Raw genomic sequence first — 19,511 nt, 5'->3', positions numbered from 1 at the left:
TCATTACTGCAATAATTGCCGTGATACGGGCAATAAGAACACGATTAGCTAATTATTATGATCGTTAATTTGCCATACTTTATTCGATGAACTCTGATTGAGTTTTATATCAGCCATAAATACATCTGACAAATGACTTTCTGTCATGACATTGTCAGGCTCACCTTCATAGATAATCGCACCTTTCTTCATCATCCAAATTCGACTTGCATTTTTATAAGAATGACTAAGATTATGTCCACTCATTATAACTGTTCCTGCGCAATGACAAAAACATTTCACCCATTTATCTAGCATTCCTTGCTGAATAATATCTAAATTGTTTATTGGTTCATCAAATAAGATTATTTTTCCGCTCAAACAGTCCCGATCCCATACCTGCAAAAATACAGCGACTATCCGAATTCGCTGCCATTCCCCACCTGATAATTGGCTAATAGGTTTAGATAGCAATGGTGAAAGTTGAAAATCTTCGCATAATTCGCTAAAAATTGCGGGCGGAACGACATGCTGCTCAATAAACAAGGATAAGTATTGAAACACTTTTAAACTTGGTAAAATACCCGTCTGCTGTGTGAGATAAGAGCGAAACCTTGCAAGATCTTGAACAGCATAATCTTTCAGATTCACACGATTAAAAAAAATCGCTCCTGTGTAAGATATGCAACCACTCAACACTGAAAGTAATGTGCTTTTTCCTGCTCCATTCGCACCCAATAGATGTATCTGCTCCCCTGCAAAAATGGGCTGGTTAATACCCCGTAACCGGCTTCCCACAGTCAGATTTTGCGTTTCAATCATCACTGTTTTATTCATATTATTGTCGCCACGTATGATTTTTGACGAGAAGATAAATAAAAATAGGGGCGCCCAAGGTCGCGGTAATCACGCCTATCGGAATTTCAGCATTGTCTATCAATAATCGGGATAACAAATCTGCAATTAATAAGCTTAGCGCCCCAGCAATTGCACAGGCTGGTAATAAAAAACGGTTATCAGTGATCCCACTTAGCCTTAATATATGGGGGATCACTAATCCTATAAAACTAATTGCCCCCGCAATTGCCACGCTGAGTCCAATTAATATTCCAGTAATGATAATTAATATTAATCGCCAACGATGCGTAGAAATACCCAATTGATAAGCTTGAATATCACCCAGCAATAAATAATTTAAAACTCTTCCCTGAGTTATGGCCCAAAATAAAAATGGGAGGCAAGCAATGACTAATCCAATTTGACGCCAATCAACACCACTGAAGCTGCCCATCATCCAATACAGTAATTGGCGTAAATCTAGATTACTGCTCATATAGACCATCCATGTCATGCACGCACCGCTGATCACACCAAGCGCAACACCAACTAATAATAAGCTGGCATTATTTAAATGTTGATGACGAGCAAAATAGAGTAAAACACCCGTGAGGACTAAAGCGCCAATAATGGCACTCATGCTAACTAACCAATAGTAGGTAACTCCTGATGAGAGCAATACGGTAAAAACAACCGCAACTCCAGCACCATTACTGACCCCTAGCAATCCCGGTTCCGCTAATGGGTTCTCAAACAACGCTTGCATGATAGCACCCGTTACTGCCAGTGATGCTCCAATGGTAATAGCCGCAAGGAGTCTAGGTAAGCGAATTTGCCAGACAAATAATTGTGCAGAATCATCCATCCATTGGTTCGGCCAATACCAAATTTCCCCTGCACTGAGCGATAGCATTGCAATGATACAAAGACTCAGTAACAACAAAATAATCAACCCCATATCGGATTGATGTTGTTTTTTTTGTAAGTTTTTCAAGGAAATAGTCATTACATTTACAATAATTATCTTTCATTAAAAAATAAGCGCGTTTTATATAAGAGAGAGCATAAGAAAAAATTTAAACTGCTGCCAATTTTAATTTTAACTACAATAAAGGTTTACACATGGCACTAAATACAGTTAACCATCCACCCAAACCGCAACTCTCTGCACATAACGCAAAAGAGACTAATCAAACTGAGAATAAGGCTAGCAGCCATTTTAAAACATCGCTAAGAAAAGTAACTCAATCATTTACTAGCTTTTTTTCTTTACTTTTTAGTTGCCAAAGCAAACATGTAAGCAAGAAAAAAACTGTTTCAGATGAAGCCTTTGTTATGATTAGCCTTCCGAATAAGGGGGCATCATCACGCACGGTTTCCTTTGCAGATGAAACTTCCGCAAAAAACTTATCACCTCAAGATGGCATTATTCCCAAAGCGGGTTTAACCGGGAATCCTCGAGTCGATGCGGCACGAGCTGCTGCATTAAACGCAGTCGCTCAACATAAAGCCCAGCGTGCAGAAAAAACACGAAAAAACGAAACCGATAAATTGCAGCAAAGCAATGAGCTACTCATTAATAATTATGACCGTCTTTCTGACATAGATAGAGAGAAAAATCACGCCATTAACCTGCTTGGTTGTAAGATTCTTAAACATAATGAGTATGCAACAAGTGAAGGTATACTTCGTACTGAAGGTAGCAAAAATGCTGTCAGTGAACTCGTTAATATGATAAATGACCCGAATGGCCATCTTACACTCGCCGTGAACTGTTCTTTACAAACATTAACCAGCGCGTTTAAAAAAATAGCAGGGGAATTACTCAGAAAAACTAACAACATCGATTTCAAATCAGATATTTCATTTGATGATTTACAAGCCTGTGCTGATGCAGTTAAAAACAAAGAAGATGTGGCCCAACAAATTAAAAATATTGAGCAATTAAAAAATAAAGCCCCTTCCATTTTAAAAAACTGCGACAAGAGGATCCACAGTGCATTGAGTCGCCTGGCACCACCGCCATTAACATTGCAACTTGTTACTCGCTTTTGCGCTCTTATTTCCAATGATGAAGCATCCCATAAAATGTCCATCAGAAATTTGGCCATGATTTTCGCGCCGCACTTGATCAATACAAGCAGTACACCGCAACATAATAGTCAGGATTCTCTTGCTGAGCTCCGAAAAGAAGCTGAAGTGACTAAACTCGCTGAAAATTATATTGCCGCGTTAATCCATCAAGAGAAAAGTCTATTTCACCGTCTTTAAAAGATGTCTTTTACTTAAAAATGTTTTACTTAAAAACAAAGACCGCCTAGGCGGTCTTTTTTATTACTCTGCTATTCAGAGAATAGGATTACTCTTTTGGCGTTGCTTTTTCCACACGGCTTTTTAATTTTTGGCCTGGACGGAAAGTAACAACACGACGAGCAGTGATTGGAATATCTTCCCCTGTTTTAGGGTTACGACCGGGACGTTGATTTTTATCACGTAAATCAAAGTTACCGAATCCAGATAATTTAACTTGCTCACCGTTTTCTAAGGAAAGGCGAACCTCTTCAAAGAAAGTTTCAACAAGGTCTTTCGCATCACGTTTGCTAACACCTAGTTTTTCAAACAAATTTTCTGACATTTCAGCTTTAGTAAGCGCCATAAGTTTAGTCCCTCAAGGAGGCTTGGAATCGCTGTTTTAACGCAGCAACACACAGATCAACGGTCGCGGTAATCTCTTCTTCTTCCATGGTACGCTGGGTATCTTGGAAGACGAGACTGATAGCGAGACTCTTATAACCCTCTGCTATCCCCTCACCACAATACACATCAAATAAGTTTATGCCAACTATATGATTTATGCCAACTTTTTTACATTCTGCTAAAACTTCGGCAGCTGCTACAGTTTCTGGCACAACCACAGCAATGTCACGACGGTTCGACGGATAACGCGAAATCGCTTTCGCTTCTGGAATAACACGCTGTGCGATTGCATCAGTACGAACTTCAAACACGACTGTACGACCATTTAAATCGAGTTTACGTTCTAGTTCTGGGTGAACAACACCGATAAAACCAATATGTTCATTTTCCAGATAAATCCCAGCACTTTGCCCAGGATGCAGTGCTGGATGTGCTTCTGATTTAAATGTAATTTGATTTAGTTTTCCAGTCAATTCAAAAACAGCTTCAAGATCACCTTTTAAATCAAAGAAGTCAACAACTTGTTTATCTAATGACCAATGTTCATCGAATTTGTTGCCCGTGATCACACCCGCCAGCATGTTTTCCTGACGAATACCATATTCTGCTTGATTATCAGGCGTAAAGCGTAGACCTGTCTCAAATAAACGAATTCTGTTTTGTTGACGATTTTGATTATAGACCACAGTGCCTAATAAACCAGTCAACAGAGACAAGCGCATTGCGGACATGTCAGCTGAAATTGGATTTGGCAAGGAAAGCACTTCTTCCTGCGGGTGTAATAGGCTCTGAATTTTAGGGTCTACGAAGCTGTAAGTAATCGCTTCTTGATAACCACGGTCAACTAACATCGCTTTAATACGTTTCAGCGGTAAATTAGCTTCTTTATGGTCAGTCATGATCAAATCTGCGCGCAGCGGTACGTCTGGGATATTGTTATATCCGTATACGCGAGCGACTTCTTCAACTAAGTCTTCTTCGATTTGCATATCGAAACGCCAGCTTGGCGCCACAACATCCCAGCAATCCGCGGAAACTTGTACTTGGCAACCTAAACGCGTCAGAATATCGGTCACCGTTTCGTCTGCAATCACATGACCGATTAAACGGTCTAACTTTTTGCGCGTTAGCTTAATGTTTGCCTGTTTCGGTAAATGAGCTTCGCTAGAAACATCAATGATATCGCCAACTTCACCGCCACAAATTCCCACGATCAATGCGGTTGCACGTTCCATCGCTTTAAATTGTAGCTGAGAGTCAACACCACGTTCAAAACGGTGTGAAGCATCAGTGTGCAGACCGTAATTACGAGCACGGCCTGTGATAGCCAGAGGTTCGAAGAATGCACATTCTAATAAAATGTTCTTGGTTTCAGTGTTAACACCTGAGTGCTCACCACCAAAGATGCCTGCGATACCCAAAGCTTGAGTTTCATCAGCAATAACCAGCGTGTCAGATTTCAGAGTAGCTTCTGTACCGTCTAGCAGTACTAACTTCTCTTCATCTTTCGCCATGCGCACAACGATTGCGCCATTTAAACGATCTAAATCATAAGCGTGTTGTGGCTGACCTAATTCCAACAGAACATAGTTCGTGATATCAACCACTGCATCAATAGAACGAACACCACCACGACGCAGTTTCTCTTTCATCCACATTGGCGTTGGTGCGCTAACATCGATATTTTTGATCACACGACCTAAGAAGCGTGGGCAGGCAGCAGGTGCTTCAACACGAATTGGGAACGTGTCCTTAATTGTGCTAGCTACTGGGCTAATTGCAGGTTCAACTAAATCTAATTTGTTGATAACCGCTACATCACGCGCCACACCTAAAATACTTAAGCAATCTGCACGGTTTGGTGTAATGCTGATTTCAATCGCGTGATCATCTAATTTTAGATATTCACGGATGTCAGTACCAATAACCGCGTCTTGTGGTAATTCAATAATGCCGCTGTGGTCATCAGAAATACCTAACTCAGAGTATGAGCACAGCATGCCTTCTGATGGCTCGCCACGTAATTTCGCCGCTTTAATTTTGAAATCACCCGGTAATACAGCTCCAACGGTTGCCACGGCAACACGTAAGCCTTGGCGGCAATTTGGCGCGCCACACACGATATCTAATAAACGGTCACCGCCAACATTCACTTTTGTGACACGCAATTTGTCTGCGTTAGGGTGTTGTCCACATTCAACAACTTCACCCACAACAACACCGTGGAATTGACCCGCAACGGTTTCAACGCCATCAACTTCCAGACCTGCCATTGTGATCTGGTCTGATAATTCTTCACTACTTACCGCCGGGTTCACCCATTCGCGTAACCATAGTTCACTGAATTTCATGAGATAGACCCGCCTTATTTAAACTGTTTGAGGAAACGAAGATCGTTTTCGAAGAATGCACGAAGGTCAGATACGCCATAACGCAACATGGTTAAGCGCTCCATTCCCATACCGAATGCAAATCCAGAGTAGACCTCAGGGTCAATACCGACATTGCGTAATACATTAGGGTGAACCATACCGCAACCTAATACTTCCAGCCACTTACCGTTTTTACCCATAACATCAACTTCAGCAGAAGGCTCAGTGAACGGGAAATAGGAAGGACGGAAACGAACTTGAACTTCTTCTTCAAAGAAGTTGTTCAGGAAGTCATGAAGAGTACCTTTCAAGTTGGTAAAGCTAATGTCTTTATCAACAATCAGACCTTCAGTTTGGTGGAACATTGGGGTATGAGTCTGATCATAGTCATTACGATAAACGCGACCTGGCGCAATGATGCGGATTGGTGGCTGCTGACCATTCATAGTACGAATCTGCACACCGGATGTTTGGGTACGTAATAAACGTTTCGCATCAAACCAGAAAGTATCGTGATCAGCACGCGCTGGGTGATGAGCCGGAATGTTCAGAGCGTCAAAGTTATGGTAGTCATCTTCGATTTCAGGCCCTGTCTCAACAGAGAAACCTAACTCACCAAAAAATTCTTCAATTCGCTGAATGGTGCGAGTTACTGGGTGTAATCCACCATTTTCCATACGGCGGCCCGGTAATGAAACATCGATTTTTTCTGATGCTAAACGTGCATTCAGAATATCGGCTTGCATTGCATCTTTACGGGCGTTCAGTGCATCTTGAACTTGGACTTTAGCTTCATTAATCACAGCCCCTGCTGCTGGGCGTTCATCCGCAGGCAGATCACGCAACGTTTTCATCTGGAGTGTGAAGTGGCCGCTTTTGCCTAAAAATTCAACACGCACTGACTCTAACGTCGCAACATCTTGGGCCTGTTCAATGGCTGCTTTTGCCTGTGCAACCAATTCAGCGAGATGTGGCATTGTTTCCCCTTTATGACCACTCGGTCTTTTGCTAGTTATTCACTAAATTTATCAAATTTCACAAGTCATATTAATAAGATGTGAATACCTGACTGATTTTACTGTATTTTCTATCAAACCAAAAACAAAAAAGCCTCCTGACGGAGGCTTTAGCGTAACTTTTCGTTTCTATTCTACTCGCTATACGCAAAAGCCCCCGAGATTCAGGTGCTAAAGTAAAAAAAGAAACGAAAAATAACGTTGTTCATTAAAAGAGTCTCAAAAACACAGGTTTAAAGTGACTAATATTGACTGAAAGTATTAACACAAGCTGATTTTTAATACAAACATTATAAATGAAAAGAGGAAGTTTCCTTCCTCTCTTCAAGCAAACATTAAGCTAAAGCGCCTTTTGCTTTTTCAACTAAAGCAGTGAATGCTGCTTTATCGAAAACTGCGATGTCTGCTAGGATCTTACGGTCGATTTCAATTGAAGCTTTTTTCAAGCCATTGATGAAACGGCTGTAAGACAGGCCGTTCTGACGAGCCGCAGCGTTGATACGTGCGATCCACAGTTGACGGAACTGACGTTTACGTTGACGGCGGTCACGGTAAGCATATTGACCAGCTTTGATTACCGCTTGAAATGCTACGCGGTAAACACGTGAACGTGCACCATAGTAACCTTTCGCCTGTTTCATGATTTTTTTGTGACGTGCACGTGCGATTACACCACGTTTTGCGCGAGCCATAGCTATCTCCTATCGTCTTTATTCTTAATTAACTAAATGTTTACTTATGCGTAAGGCAGGCAAGCAACAACCAGACCCAGATCGCCCTTAGATACCATTCCTTTCGGACGTAAATGGCGTTTACGCTTAGTAGACTTTTTAGTCAGAATGTGACGAAGGTTTGCATGCTTACGCTTAAAGCCACCGCCTGCAGTTTTTTTAAAGCGCTTTGCTGCGCCACGTACAGTTTTAATCTTTGGCATTTCTTTTATTTCCAACTTCGCATTGTGATTAACTACGAATTAATTAGGCGAATAATACTCACATTACTGTGAAACTATTACTTGGTTGCCTAATTATTTCTTCTTAGGTGCTAGCACCATAATCATTTGACGCCCTTCAATCTTCGAAGGGAATGATTCAACAGATGCTAACTCTTCCAAATCAGACTTGATGCGGTTAAGCATTTCCATACCGATTTGCTGGTGAGCCATTTCACGACCACGAAAACGCAGTGTTACTTTCGCTTTATCACCATCTTCTAGAAAGCGAATCAGGTTGCGTAGTTTGACCTGATAATCACCTTCATCTGTACCAGGGCGGAATTTAATTTCCTTCACCTGAACAACTTTTTGTTTCTTTTTCTGTTCTTTTTGAGACTTGCTCTTCTCATAAAGGAATTTGCCGTAATCCATGATACGACAAACTGGCGGTTCAGCATTTGGGCTGATTTCAACGAGGTCTACACCTGCTTCTTCAGCTTTTTCAAGCGCTTCACGTGCGCTCATGATGCCTAACTGTTCGCCGTCTAAACCGGTTAAACGGACTTCAGGAACACGGATTTCATCATTAATACGATTTGGTCGTGTTGATGGGATTCTTTTTCCGCCTTTAATACTTCATTCCTCCAACTGGATAAAGAGATTTGCTACATTCTCTAAAGCAAGCGCCTCGGTAATGTCTTTTTAAACAATTTATTACCCAAACGCGATATTCTTTTTTGGCTCTAACTCGAACAAAGCGAGTTTTACAAAGCGATTCGACCGCGGATTTTACTGCTTATTGTGAGATTACTCAAGCAGATATTCAAATTATTCGCAGAGGATCATGTAAATAGCCAAGTCTAACAATAAAAAAACGCGAGTGAGGTGCAATCCCCCACTCGCGTTCTTAATCATGACCTATTATTTTTTCTTAGGCCCCATCACCATGATCATTTGGCGACCTTCAATACGTGAAGGGAATGATTCAACGACGGCTAGCTCTTCTAAATCAGCTTTGATGCGGTTAAGCATCTCCATACCGATTTGTTGATGAGCCATTTCACGACCACGGAAACGCAGTGTGATTTTCGCTTTATCACCATCTTCTAAGAAACGAATGAGGCTACGTAATTTAACTTGGTAGTCTCCTTCATCTGTTCCCGGACGGAATTTAATTTCCTTCACTTGAACAACTTTTTGTTTCTTTTTCTGCTCTTTCTGAGATTTACTCTTCTCATAAAGATACTTGCCGTAATCCATGATACGACAAACTGGTGGCTCTGCGTTTGGGCTGATTTCAACTAAATCAACACCAGCTTCTTCCGCTTTGGCAAGTGCGTCACGCACACTCATTACACCAAGTTGTTCACCGTCAATGCCAGTAACACGGATTTCAGTTGCACGGATCTCTTCGTTAATACGATTCGGGCGTGCTGTTGGGAGTTTTTTTCCGCCTTTAATACCTTATTCCTCCATCTGATTGAGCTGACGACTGCGAATTTCTTCCAGTAGTTTAGTCATGAATTCGTTAACATCAAGGCTGCCTAAATCTTTACCACGACGGGTACGAACAGACACTTTACCTGATTCAACTTCTTTCTCACCACAAACCAACATGTAAGGAACACGACGCAGGGTGTGTTCGCGGATCTTAAAGCCGATTTTCTCGTTACGTAAGTCCGCTTTCGCACGAATGCCAACACTTTGCAGCTTGCTAACTAATTCTTGAACATAGTCTGCTTGACTATCTGTAATGTTCATCACAACAACTTGTTGTGGTGCTAACCATGTTGGGAAGAAACCTGCATATTCTTCCGTTAAGATCCCGATAAAGCGCTCTAGTGAACCCAGAACCGCACGGTGGATCATAACTGGCGTAATACGCTCATTATTTTCACCAACATAAGAAGCATTTAGACGACCTGGTAAGAAGAAGTCTAATTGTACAGTACCGCATTGCCATGCACGGTCAAGGCAGTCATACAGTGTAAATTCAATTTTCGGACCGTAGAATGCACCTTCGCCCGGCTGGTATTCAAACTCAATACCTTTCGACTTCAGCGCATTGGCTAAGTCTGCTTCTGCCGTATCCCACATATCGTCTGTACCGATACGTTTTTCAGGACGAGTAGACAGTTTTACAACGATTTTTTCAAAACCGAAAGTGCTGTAAACGTCATAAATCATCTCAATACAGCTAGTCACTTCGCCCAGAATTTGATCTTCAGTACAGAAGATATGGGCGTCGTCTTGGGTAAAGCCACGTACGCGCATCAAACCATGCAGTGCACCTGAAGGCTCATTACGGTGACAGCTACCAAATTCTGCCATACGCAATGGTAAATCACGGTAAGATTTTAACCCTTGGTTAAAGATCTGAACGTGACCTGGGCAGTTCATTGGTTTAACACAATATTCACGGTTCTCAGATGAGGTTGTGAACATTGCATCTTTGTAGTTTTCCCAGTGACCTGTTCTTTCCCACAATACGCGGTCCATCATGAATGGGCCTTTAACTTCTTGGTAATTGTAGGATTTCAGTTTGGTACGTACAAAAGTTTCCAGTTCACGGAAAATTGTCCAACCATCGTTATGCCAGAACGCCATACCCGGCGCTTCTTCCTGCATATGATATAAATCTAATTGCTTACCAATTTTACGGTGGTCACGCTTCGCCGCTTCTTCTAAGCGCAACAGATACGCAGCAAGCTGCTTTTTATCTGCCCATGCTGTACCGTAAATACGTTGCAGCATTTTATTGTCGCTGTTACCGCGCCAGTATGCTCCTGCTACTTTTTGTAATTTAAAGTGGTGACAGAAACGCATATTTGGTACGTGTGGACCGCGACACATATCAATATATTCTTGGTGGTGATATAAACCTGGGCGATCATCTTGGCTAATATTTTGATCCAAGATTTCAACTTTATAATCTTCGCCACGGTTTACGAATGTTTCACGAGCTTCCGCCCAAGAAACACGTTTTTTAACCACGTCATAATCTGTTTTGGCAAGCTCAAGCATACGCTTTTCTAGCTTGTCCAAATCTTCCTGGGTCAGCGTATAGTCAAGGTCAATATCATAATAGAAACCGTTGTCGATAACCGGACCGATTGCCATTTTGGTATTTGGCCACAATTGTTTAATTGCATGACCTAATAAGTGAGCACAAGAGTGACGAATGATTTCTAGACCTTCATCATCTTTACTCGTGATAATTGACAGGTTTGCGTCATGCTCGATCAGTTCACAAGCATCCACCAGCTCACCATTAACACGACCAGCGATACATGCTTTTGCTAGGCCGGCACCGATATCGCGAGCCACATCCATGACAGAAACTGCATGGTCGAATTGACGCTGACTTCCATCAGGAAGAGTAATAACAGGCATTAAAAAATCCTTATCAGCAGTGGTGACCCACACGAAAGATCACTTGCTTGATTATTCCAAAGTTTATAAATCAATACGTTACTGACGATTTCTCACTTCACTATGCGAGATAGGCACACAACTATGTACACATTATATAAGCCGAGGCAGATATAATTGATAACGCAATTATGCACATCGCTAGCAACTCAACTCGTAATCATAACACAGACATATTTTATGGCGATAGCCAGTTGTTGATTATTCTAGCGCTAAAATTACTGTTGCTCCGAGCTCATTAACGTGTAGTCCGCCGACATAATAAGAACATTATTACCATAGCCATTACAATCCGTTCTCACCGCATATTCAGGTAACCAAGCAATACGTGATTTTGAACGCGATAATGAAAGATTCAGGGTTGTCGGATGCTCTAATGCGCTAATAAGATAGGCTAAATCTGTGGTGGCTGAACAGAGTTCAAAATTAATATGATCAGCATAAATAGCATGCCAATCCTCATGATACGGGATACCTTGCTTATCGATGATTGCACTCATTTCATCTGCGGTATAAACAAGCTGTGCAGAGGCTCTCGGAGCCAGCAACACAAAGGTTGATAACGCCAATAACGTGGTAATTATGCCTTTTTTCATCTCTCACCACACTTTTTTACGATAAATCCTTAAGGGGAGAAAAATACCATTCCATCATCCTGCAAAAAACGACAATAAGGCTACTCAACATGACTTTGAATAGCCTTATTACAACAAAACGTTACCAACAACCGCGATGATTACCGCGTCCACCCCATCCACCATCACGATATGGGCGGTTATATTGTTTGTCTTCTTCGTTTCGAAGTTGCAGTGATAAATCATCAAGCTCTTTCACCAGCGCTTTCACTTTCGCATCATCATCTTTGGCGCCAGCATCGTACAGCTTATTCAATTCAAAACGCTTATCATCAAACTCTTTCGCTAACTTAGCGATTTCATTACTTTGGCGATAATCGTTTTGTCGATAATTGTTCTGGTGATAATTGTTTTGATAGCGGTGATCATAGTTTCCATTGCAGTAAGGGCATGCAGCAGCCGATGCCGAATACAGTAATACTGAAGAAACGATAGCACCTAATAACACTTTTTTGTTCACGGCAATAACCTCACAAGTCTTTGGGTTATACCAGTTTACTTTTACCGAAGGGAAACCGCCTTGAAAAATGTCAAAATTCGCATCAAAAGCTAAATTATCAGATGATGATGACAATAACTCACAATTAAATAGGTAAAAACGCTTATTAAAAATGAATAATTAACGAATTAGACCAAGATAAATCATAACCAACGCCGAGTTTGCTGAATATAATTAGCCCACTCCTCTTTAAAGCGCTCAGATAAGAATTTTTCTTCTTGGGGAATAGTATACAAATCAGTAATTAACCAGAAAACCAAACCTGAAACCAAGAAATAAGGTGAATGCGAAAATAAAGCGAAGCTTAAACTCATCGAGGTAAAAGCAAGGTACAGCGGATTACGAGATAACCGATAAGGGCCTCTAGTAATAAGAGAAGACGCGGGGCTAATAGGATTTGGTGAGGTTTTTTGCTGAACAAAATAATATAAACTTGCGCCAATCCAGCCGAAAGCCTCTAAGGCAATCAGGATGCCGATAATTCCCATCCAACCAGAAAAACTCCAGAAAAAACCCTCTTTGATATGCAGATAATAAGCAGCAAATCCATTGAGCGCTAACCAATTCACAAATGGAAGTTTAAAAATGCTCATCACAGATCCTAAATTGATATTCATCTGGCAAGCATATCATGGATAAAACGATAAGAATTGGCACCGATGTCAATAATATTTCATAACACAGAGTGAAGGGATACTCTGTTATTTTATGAACGATATCCTAAAGAAAAAACGCTTTTTAGACCTTCAAGATTGGCATACTCTTGTTCACATACAGAATTACGCACATCGCTGGGTAAATTATTTAATCTGGCTTGGATATTAGCAAGTTGCTCTTCTAACCCATTCATTCCCTTCACTTCGACAACATCTGCATTTGCTTGCAGATAATCTGTAAAGCTTCTTAAATTATTTTCTAAACTATCGCACGCATTATTCGTCAATCCGTTTTGTTCCATAAAGGAATTGACTGAAGCGGGTAATAATTGAGAGAGCGAAGGAAAAATAGATTGTTTCCACGTTTGTGGAAATAGGATCAGCACGGCAGCAATAGCCAAAACAAGCAGCATTGATGAAGTAACTAATGGCGACAGTAACTTTCTCATTGGCTATCCTAAAATTCTATTTAACATGGAATTTAGAATACACAATAAACCGTAAAGCAGTTTTTAAAATAAAAAAGAGTTTGTAAAGAATATTCCAATTATATTACCAAGAAATAAGATTATCGCCTGACAATAATCTTTTAACGAATTTACATAACCTGTCAGTAAAACAGATAGCACTGTATATACTCACTAACAAATGAACATAAACCCCCTCTAGCAATAATGCCCTTGACCTTTTTATCTCACATAAAAAGGTTTTTTTTTGCTCAAAATATTGAATGTTTTTAATCCAGCGGCATACCTCTTTGTTATTCAACAAATAAATACACTTATTCACACATGAATCGGGATGTTATCCACAGTTAATGTGAACAACTTTGTCATTCATTAAGTGAAAACATTACGCAATTTCACGTAAAAAAAGTCTCTTTATCCTATATTTGATGGGAGAATACCCTTCTGATTCCACAAATTAGTAACAATGTTTGTTATAGTTCCAACGAGAAGCCATTCTAGATTAATTTGGAGGGTAATTTTCGACATGCAAGATATTTTACAACTTTTTCAAGCCGTTGGCCTTGGCTTAGTTTTACTCCTTCCACTGGCTAACCCACTGACCGCCATTGCCGTGATGCTCAGTATTTCCGCCAACATGACCAAAGAACAACGTGACCACCAATCACTGCTGGCTGCAATTTATGTCTTTTGTATCATGCTCGTCGCTTTTTATGCGGGCCAATTAGTTATGAACACCTTCGGAATTTCTATTCCTGGACTACGTATTGCAGGGGGACTTATCGTGGTCTTTATTGGTTTTGGGATGCTATTTCCTAATTCAGAAAATAGTGAAGACAACAGTAATGTCTCCACTGATGATTTAAGTGTTCCCAAAAAACGTCAAGGCAACCAAAATATTGCCTTTGTCCCCCTCGCGATGCCAAGTACCGCAGGTCCAGGTACCATCGCAATCATTATTAGTTCCACCGCGTCTTTGCAAGGGGATATTGGTTTTGCGCCATGGGTTATCACTGTCGCACCCATTATTGTTTTTCTAATAGCCAGTGTGTTTGTTTGGATTGGATTACGGGGCGCAACGTCAATTATGAAATGGCTAGGGAACAGTGGGATTGATGCAATTGGGCGGATAATGGGTTTTTTATTAATTTGTATGGGAGTGCAATTCGTCATCAACGGCATCGTTGAAATTATCGCGCAACTCCCACACTTAATGACGGAATATCAGTAATTCACCGCTAATGCATTATACGCATTCTTAACTTTCCACAAATAGCGTGGAGCCTGCGGTGCGGGGTGTTTAGACTGAACATGTTGATAGAATTCTTCTGGCGATAAATTATTTATCATCGCGATAGCTTTAGTTTTATCATTATCAAATGTTCTTAATAATGCCCCGGCCCCATTCACGTAAGCCACAACGGTCGCATAATACATCGTTTGCGGGTGGCTAATACCCGCCAAATGTTGCTCTTTGAGAATACGAATATACGTTGTGCCGATATCAATATTCTTGCGTGGATCTTTTAAATCGCTAGAACTTGGTTCACCAGAACGTCCTTGATAACGATATGCATCACGCCCTGCTGTTGATGCTTTAATTTGCATTAAACCAATAGCATTAGATTTACTCACCACTTCAGGTCGGAAGTTAGATTCTACTTCAATAATGGCTCTGATCAGTGTTTCATCCACACTATAGCGATTCGCGGATTCACGAATAAACTCATCATAAGGGGTTCGCGGATAGCTAGTATTAGCTGCCGTATTTGGCATTTGATTGCGATTATCTAGCATTCTTGTTCTGTTCGCGGTTTTATTGGGATCACTTGAACAACCTGCCAATAGCAAAAGTACAAGCGCACTGCCGACCATTTTTTTCACTGTTGTATCCTCTGCAAATTAAAACACCGAAAGAATAGCTAATCTTTAGAAAAATAATACATTTTTTACTTAACTTTTACTTCTGGACGTGTTTTAGTCGTGTTAAATAATAATGATAACCAGCAACTCATCGATTACAAAAATAACCCTTTTACCATTTAACGGGATTTTTCATAATTGATATTGATAATCATTATCAATTGGGATATAAATACTATCAGCCAGAAAGACCATACTCATTGTAGAGTCAAATAGGTCAATATAAATGAGAAGCTATATTCAAACCCAACAACGCACTTATTTAGATTAACCATTTAATGAGATTAATTTAGTTAATAGAACTCGTGACCCAACGTTAGGATCTATTTTATGACAAACCGTTTATTCCGATTATCAACGCTATTACGTACTACATTTATTGCATTAGCTGCCGTTTTATTTGTCAGCCAACCCGCTTTAGCTAAAAAATTTAAAGTGGTCACCACATTTACTATAATACAAGACATTGCTCAAAATGTAGCCGGTGATGCCGCAATTGTCGAATCCATCACTAAACCGGGAGCAGAAATTCACGGTTATCAACCGACACCAAAAGATATTATGAAAGCCTACGATGCTAACCTTATCTTATGGAACGGAATGAATCTGGAAGTTTGGTTCCAGCGTTTCTTTGAAAACCTTAAAGATGTGCCTGCGGTTGTCGTCACTGAAGGTATTGAGCCGATGCCAATCCGTGAAGGGGAATATAAAGATAATCCGAATCCTCACGCTTGGATGTCACCTGCTAACGCACAAATTTATATCGAAAATATCCGTAAGGCACTGGTGAAATATGATCCAGAAAATGCAGACACCTATAATGCAAACGCGAAAAAATATTCCCAAGAAATTGCGGCACTTGATGCACCTTTACGTGAACGTTTGAATCGTATTCCTGAAGATAAGCGTTGGTTAGTGACCAGTGAAGGCGCATTTAGCTACCTCACTAAAGATTATGGCTTTAAAGAGGTCTATTTGTGGCCCATCAATGCTGAAGAGCAAGGCTCACCAATGCAAGTTAAAAAAGTGATTGATACGGTTCGTGAGCACAACATTCCCGTTGTTTTCAGCGAAAGTACTATTTCAGACAAACCGGCTCTGCAGGTCAGTAAAGAGACTGGCGCAAAATACGGCGGAGTATTATACGTCGATTCACTTTCAACCGCTGAAGGCCCTGTACCAACTTATATAGACCTGTTGAACACAACCGTCGATACCATCGCAAAAGGATTTTCACAGTAAATGAGCCATACAAATCAATTCGAACATCCGACTCTGGTTGTTGATGACGCAACTGTCACCTACAACAATGGTCATACCGCGATTTATGATGCAAGTTTCAATATTCACGGTGGTTCCATTTGCGCCCTTGTGGGCGTGAATGGGAGTGGTAAATCTACACTGTTTAAAACCATTATGGGGTTAGTGACGCCATCGTCCGGTAGTGTGACTCTCAATGACCAGCCGATTAAAGCCGCATTAAAAGAGAATGTTATTGCCTACGTACCACAAACAGAAGAAGTGGATTGGAATTTTCCAGTGCTAGTTTCTGATGTGGTGATGATGGCGCGTTACGGCAAAATGGGTTTCTTTCGTATTCCTAAAAAGGAAGATAAAGACGCCGTAAAAATGGCTTTAGAACGTGTAGATTTAGCAGGATTAGAACATCGCCAAATTGGTGAACTTTCCGGCGGTCAGAAAAAACGGGTGTTTTTGGCTCGAGCCCTCGCCCAGCAAGGTAAAGTTCTGTTACTCGACGAACCCTTTACTGGGGTCGATGTAAAAACAGAAAATGCCATTATTGACCTACTCCGCAGTCTGCGCGATGAAGGACATTTAATTCTAGTCTCAACCCATAACTTGGGAAGCGTGCCTGAATTTTGTGACCATGTGATTTTAATAAACCGCACTGTGCTGGCGAGTGGTCCAACCGAAACCACCTTTACCCAGCGTAATCTACAAAAAGCATTTGGTGGCGTACTGCGTCATATTAACCTGTCTGGTCAAGAGCTTCACGACGATGATGACCCACGCTCTGTCACGGTGATTACTGATGACGAACGTGCCGCCGTCTTCTATGGTCACGATCACGATGCACCGGTTAGAAAGAATCAGCCTAAGGAATCTGAATGATTGAGTTGTTACTGCAACCCTTTGAGTACAACTTTATGGTTAAAGCTATTTGGGTGAGTGCCATCGTCGGAGCGGTGTGTGCTTTCTTATCAGCTTACTTAATGCTCAAAGGTTGGTCGCTGATGGGAGATGCCCTCTCCCACTCTGTTGTACCCGGTGTGGCGGGCGCTTATGCGCTTGGATTACCTTACGCCGCAGGGGCTTTTTTTACCGGTATTCTCGCCGCCCTTGCCATGACATTTGTTAAACATCTCACCCGCTTACGGGAAGATGCCGTTATCGGCTTTATCTTTTCCACCTTTTTTGCGGCGGGACTATTGATTGTTTCGTTGAACCCAACCTCAGTGAACGTGCAAAGTATTATCTTCGGTAATATTTTAGGGATCGCCGATGCTGATGTTCTTCAAGTCGAGATTATTATCGCCGTTTCATTTGTTGTCCTGATGTGCCTATGGAAAGATTTACTGGCAGTCTTTTTTGATGAAAGCCATGCTCGTTCCATCGGTTTAAATCCACTACGCCTGAAAATTATTTTCTTCACTTTATTAAGCGCATGTACCGTTGCCGCACTGCAAACTGTCGGGGCTATTCTGGTTATTGCTATGGTGGTCACTCCGGGTGCAACGGCCTATTTACTGACAGATAAATTTAAAACTTTGCTGATCATTTCCGTCTCTATCGGAACGGCCACCAGCGCAATTGGTGCCTACCTCAGCTACTTTTTAAATGGCGCAACGGGCGGGCTAATTGTTACGTTCCAAACGGTGATTTTCTTACTGGCGTTCTTCTTTGCACCAAAACATGGGCTCTTTGCTTCTCGTCGCAAAGCCCGTAGCGAAGTCGCTGATCTGCATCAAAGTAAGCAACAAGGAGCGACCCATGAGTGATTTTATGGATTTACTGATGGCTCCGTTTGCATTTCCATTTATGCAAAAAGCCCTGATCACGGCGATTGTTACAGGAACCGTCTGCGCTATTTTATCCTGCTTTTTAGTCTTGAAAGGTTGGTCATTAATGGGAGATGCCATCTCCCATGCGGTATTACCCGGAATTATTATCGCGTCACTAATTGGCATTCCACTGGCGATTGGCGCCTTTGTTTCAGGGCTATTTTGCGCAGTTGCTACTGGCTATTTAAAAGAGAACAGTCGAATAAAAGAAGACACTGTCATGGGGATTGTCTTCTCGGGTATGTTTGCTGTCGGTTTGGTTATGTTCGCGAAAATCGATACTGAACAGCATCTTACTCATATTTTATTCGGGGATATTTTGGGGATCACCGACGAAGAATTTAAACAAATTTTACTGTTTGCAGGGATAACCATTGCGATTATCTTACTCAAACGTAAAGACTTTATGCTGTATTGCTTTGACCCAAACCAAGCGCGTGTTATCGGCTTGCCGGTTAAATGGCTGCATTACGGATTACTTTCGCTATTAGCGTTAACCATCGTGGCATCACTACAGGCCGTTGGGATCATTCTGGTGATTGCAATGTTGATTTCTCCGGGGATCATCGCCTTTGTCCTATGCCGGAGCTTTGGTTGGATGTTGGTGGTCGCGATTATCGCCTCAGTCACATCCAGCGTGCTGGGTACGATTGTCAGCTTCCATATCAATGCGACAACAGGCCCAACCATTGTGGTGATCCAAGCGGGCTACTTTGTTATCGCCCTACTCTATAGCAAATTAATTCTCGCACGCCGCAAATCCCACACCACACGCCAAGATTTGCATACGGCCTAATGATATAAAGCTGAATACGCTAAAAACCTATTCAGCTTTTTCTTTCTTCTATTTGACTCTCTTCTATTTTGAAGCTTGCTCTCTATAAAAGAAAAAAGCGATATCCACCTGTTATCATCAAAAGCAATCCCCCAATTTTTGAACAAAATCAGCCATCAATCATTTCGGAATAAGGCGTAATTATT

The 19,511-nt window shown here is 41.3% G+C and carries 22 protein-coding genes and 1 other annotated feature; of the genes, 6 read left to right on the top strand and 16 right to left on the bottom strand.

All coding sequences use genetic code 11. The annotated features are described in order from the left end of the window. Nucleotides 1-48 precede the first annotated feature (48 nt). Together QS795_RS06940 and btuC are read right to left on the bottom strand one after the other, a co-directional pair. Nucleotides 49-816: a vitamin B12 ABC transporter ATP-binding protein BtuD gene (locus QS795_RS06940; RefSeq protein WP_286269460.1), complete on the bottom strand. Its 768-nt coding sequence runs from the start codon at nucleotides 814-816 to the stop codon at nucleotides 49-51. 1 nt (nucleotide 817) lies between these two features. Further along, on the bottom strand, nucleotides 818-1,822 hold the full coding sequence (gene btuC, locus QS795_RS06935; protein ID WP_286269459.1) for a vitamin B12 ABC transporter permease BtuC: 1,005 nt from the start codon (nucleotides 1,820-1,822) through the stop codon (nucleotides 818-820). 116 nt (nucleotides 1,823-1,938) lie between these two features. Between btuC and QS795_RS06930 the strand changes: the two genes are divergently transcribed. After that, nucleotides 1,939-3,087 (top strand): RhoGAP domain-containing protein, encoded by a 1,149-nt coding sequence (locus QS795_RS06930; RefSeq protein ID WP_286269456.1) that lies wholly within the window; start codon nucleotides 1,939-1,941, stop codon nucleotides 3,085-3,087. An 88-nt stretch (nucleotides 3,088-3,175) separates the two neighbouring features. Here QS795_RS06930 and ihfA read toward each other — a convergent pair whose 3' ends face one another. From ihfA to QS795_RS06865, 13 genes are all read right to left on the bottom strand, one after another. Continuing rightward, nucleotides 3,176-3,472: an integration host factor subunit alpha gene (gene ihfA / locus QS795_RS06925; protein WP_004263721.1), complete on the bottom strand. Its 297-nt coding sequence runs from the start codon at nucleotides 3,470-3,472 to the stop codon at nucleotides 3,176-3,178. A gap of 4 nt (nucleotides 3,473-3,476) precedes the next feature. Beyond that, nucleotides 3,477-5,864, bottom strand: a complete 2,388-nt coding sequence (pheT, locus tag QS795_RS06920) for a phenylalanine--tRNA ligase subunit beta (RefSeq protein WP_286269454.1) — start codon at nucleotides 5,862-5,864, stop codon at nucleotides 3,477-3,479. Between the two features lie 14 nt (nucleotides 5,865-5,878). Then, nucleotides 5,879-6,862 carry a phenylalanine--tRNA ligase subunit alpha gene (gene pheS, locus QS795_RS06915; RefSeq protein ID WP_036950469.1) on the bottom strand — a complete coding sequence of 328 codons (984 nt, stop codon included), beginning with the start codon at nucleotides 6,860-6,862 and terminating at the stop codon, nucleotides 5,879-5,881. Nucleotides 6,863-6,985: 123 nt separating this feature from the next. Continuing rightward, nucleotides 6,986-7,116, bottom strand: a sequence feature (Phe leader region). Next, nucleotides 7,066-7,110 carry a pheST operon leader peptide PheM gene (pheM, locus tag QS795_RS06910; RefSeq protein WP_126437459.1) on the bottom strand — a complete coding sequence of 15 codons (45 nt, stop codon included), beginning with the start codon at nucleotides 7,108-7,110 and terminating at the stop codon, nucleotides 7,066-7,068. It overlaps the preceding feature by 45 nt. Nucleotides 7,117-7,236: 120 nt before the next feature. After that, the gene (gene rplT / locus QS795_RS06905) at nucleotides 7,237-7,593 is read right to left on the bottom strand and encodes a 50S ribosomal protein L20 (protein ID WP_006659451.1); all 357 of its coding nucleotides are present in this window, start codon (nucleotides 7,591-7,593) and stop codon (nucleotides 7,237-7,239) included. Nucleotides 7,594-7,637: 44 nt separating this feature from the next. Then, complete coding sequence (gene rpmI, locus QS795_RS06900; protein WP_004263702.1) at nucleotides 7,638-7,835, bottom strand: 50S ribosomal protein L35; 198 nt, start codon at nucleotides 7,833-7,835, stop codon at nucleotides 7,638-7,640. A 93-nt stretch (nucleotides 7,836-7,928) separates the two neighbouring features. After that, a complete protein-coding gene (gene infC, locus QS795_RS06895) occupies nucleotides 7,929-8,468 on the bottom strand; it encodes a translation initiation factor IF-3 (protein WP_071992133.1) in 540 nt (179 codons plus the stop codon). 288 nt (nucleotides 8,469-8,756) lie between these two features. Continuing rightward, the gene (gene infC / locus QS795_RS06890; RefSeq protein WP_071992134.1) at nucleotides 8,757-9,296 is read right to left on the bottom strand and encodes a translation initiation factor IF-3; all 540 of its coding nucleotides are present in this window, start codon (nucleotides 9,294-9,296) and stop codon (nucleotides 8,757-8,759) included. A 3-nt stretch (nucleotides 9,297-9,299) separates the two neighbouring features. After that, nucleotides 9,300-11,228, bottom strand: a complete 1,929-nt coding sequence (gene thrS, locus QS795_RS06885; protein WP_154604022.1) for a threonine--tRNA ligase — start codon at nucleotides 11,226-11,228, stop codon at nucleotides 9,300-9,302. Between the two features lie 257 nt (nucleotides 11,229-11,485). Continuing rightward, complete coding sequence (locus tag QS795_RS06880) at nucleotides 11,486-11,863, bottom strand: hypothetical protein (RefSeq protein ID WP_286269449.1); 378 nt, start codon at nucleotides 11,861-11,863, stop codon at nucleotides 11,486-11,488. Nucleotides 11,864-11,984: 121 nt separating this feature from the next. After that, nucleotides 11,985-12,362: a hypothetical protein gene (locus QS795_RS06875; protein ID WP_286269448.1), complete on the bottom strand. Its 378-nt coding sequence runs from the start codon at nucleotides 12,360-12,362 to the stop codon at nucleotides 11,985-11,987. Between the two features lie 182 nt (nucleotides 12,363-12,544). After that, nucleotides 12,545-12,994, bottom strand: a complete 450-nt coding sequence (locus QS795_RS06870) for a methyltransferase family protein (RefSeq protein WP_318627102.1) — start codon at nucleotides 12,992-12,994, stop codon at nucleotides 12,545-12,547. A 113-nt stretch (nucleotides 12,995-13,107) separates the two neighbouring features. Then, nucleotides 13,108-13,506: a hypothetical protein gene (locus QS795_RS06865; protein ID WP_154604083.1), complete on the bottom strand. Its 399-nt coding sequence runs from the start codon at nucleotides 13,504-13,506 to the stop codon at nucleotides 13,108-13,110. 544 nt (nucleotides 13,507-14,050) lie between these two features. On the opposite strand from QS795_RS06865, the gene QS795_RS06860 reads away from it, so the two are divergent. Then, nucleotides 14,051-14,755 carry a MarC family NAAT transporter gene (locus tag QS795_RS06860; RefSeq protein ID WP_154638925.1) on the top strand — a complete coding sequence of 235 codons (705 nt, stop codon included), beginning with the start codon at nucleotides 14,051-14,053 and terminating at the stop codon, nucleotides 14,753-14,755. Here QS795_RS06860 and QS795_RS06855 read toward each other — a convergent pair. Next, nucleotides 14,749-15,408 (bottom strand): transglycosylase SLT domain-containing protein, encoded by a 660-nt coding sequence (locus QS795_RS06855; RefSeq protein ID WP_181478487.1) that lies wholly within the window; start codon nucleotides 15,406-15,408, stop codon nucleotides 14,749-14,751. The two genes, QS795_RS06860 and QS795_RS06855, sit on opposite strands and share 7 nt — an antisense overlap. A 369-nt stretch (nucleotides 15,409-15,777) precedes the next feature. Here QS795_RS06855 and QS795_RS06850 point away from each other — a divergent pair, with 369 nt between their 5' ends. From QS795_RS06850 to QS795_RS06835, 4 genes are read left to right on the top strand one after another with little or no spacing between them, the layout of a single operon-like run. After that, the gene (locus QS795_RS06850) at nucleotides 15,778-16,689 is read left to right on the top strand and encodes a metal ABC transporter substrate-binding protein (RefSeq protein WP_286269443.1); all 912 of its coding nucleotides are present in this window, start codon (nucleotides 15,778-15,780) and stop codon (nucleotides 16,687-16,689) included. Further along, on the top strand, nucleotides 16,690-17,580 hold the full coding sequence (locus QS795_RS06845; protein WP_318627101.1) for a manganese/iron ABC transporter ATP-binding protein: 891 nt from the start codon (nucleotides 16,690-16,692) through the stop codon (nucleotides 17,578-17,580). Continuing rightward, on the top strand, nucleotides 17,577-18,467 hold the full coding sequence (locus QS795_RS06840; protein ID WP_154627923.1) for a metal ABC transporter permease: 891 nt from the start codon (nucleotides 17,577-17,579) through the stop codon (nucleotides 18,465-18,467). The genes QS795_RS06845 and QS795_RS06840 overlap by 4 nt, the downstream gene beginning before the upstream one ends. Continuing rightward, the gene (locus QS795_RS06835) at nucleotides 18,460-19,326 is read left to right on the top strand and encodes a metal ABC transporter permease (RefSeq protein WP_154604088.1); all 867 of its coding nucleotides are present in this window, start codon (nucleotides 18,460-18,462) and stop codon (nucleotides 19,324-19,326) included. The genes QS795_RS06840 and QS795_RS06835 overlap by 8 nt, the downstream gene beginning before the upstream one ends. Nucleotides 19,327-19,511: the final 185 nt, after the last annotated feature.

Origin of the sequence: Providencia zhijiangensis, assembly GCF_030315915.2 — a bacterium.
GTDB classification, from domain to species: Bacteria; Pseudomonadota; Gammaproteobacteria; order Enterobacterales; family Enterobacteriaceae; genus Providencia; species Providencia zhijiangensis.
Note: the sequence above shows the minus strand (reverse complement) of the source record. Positions and strands in the feature narration are given on the sequence as shown.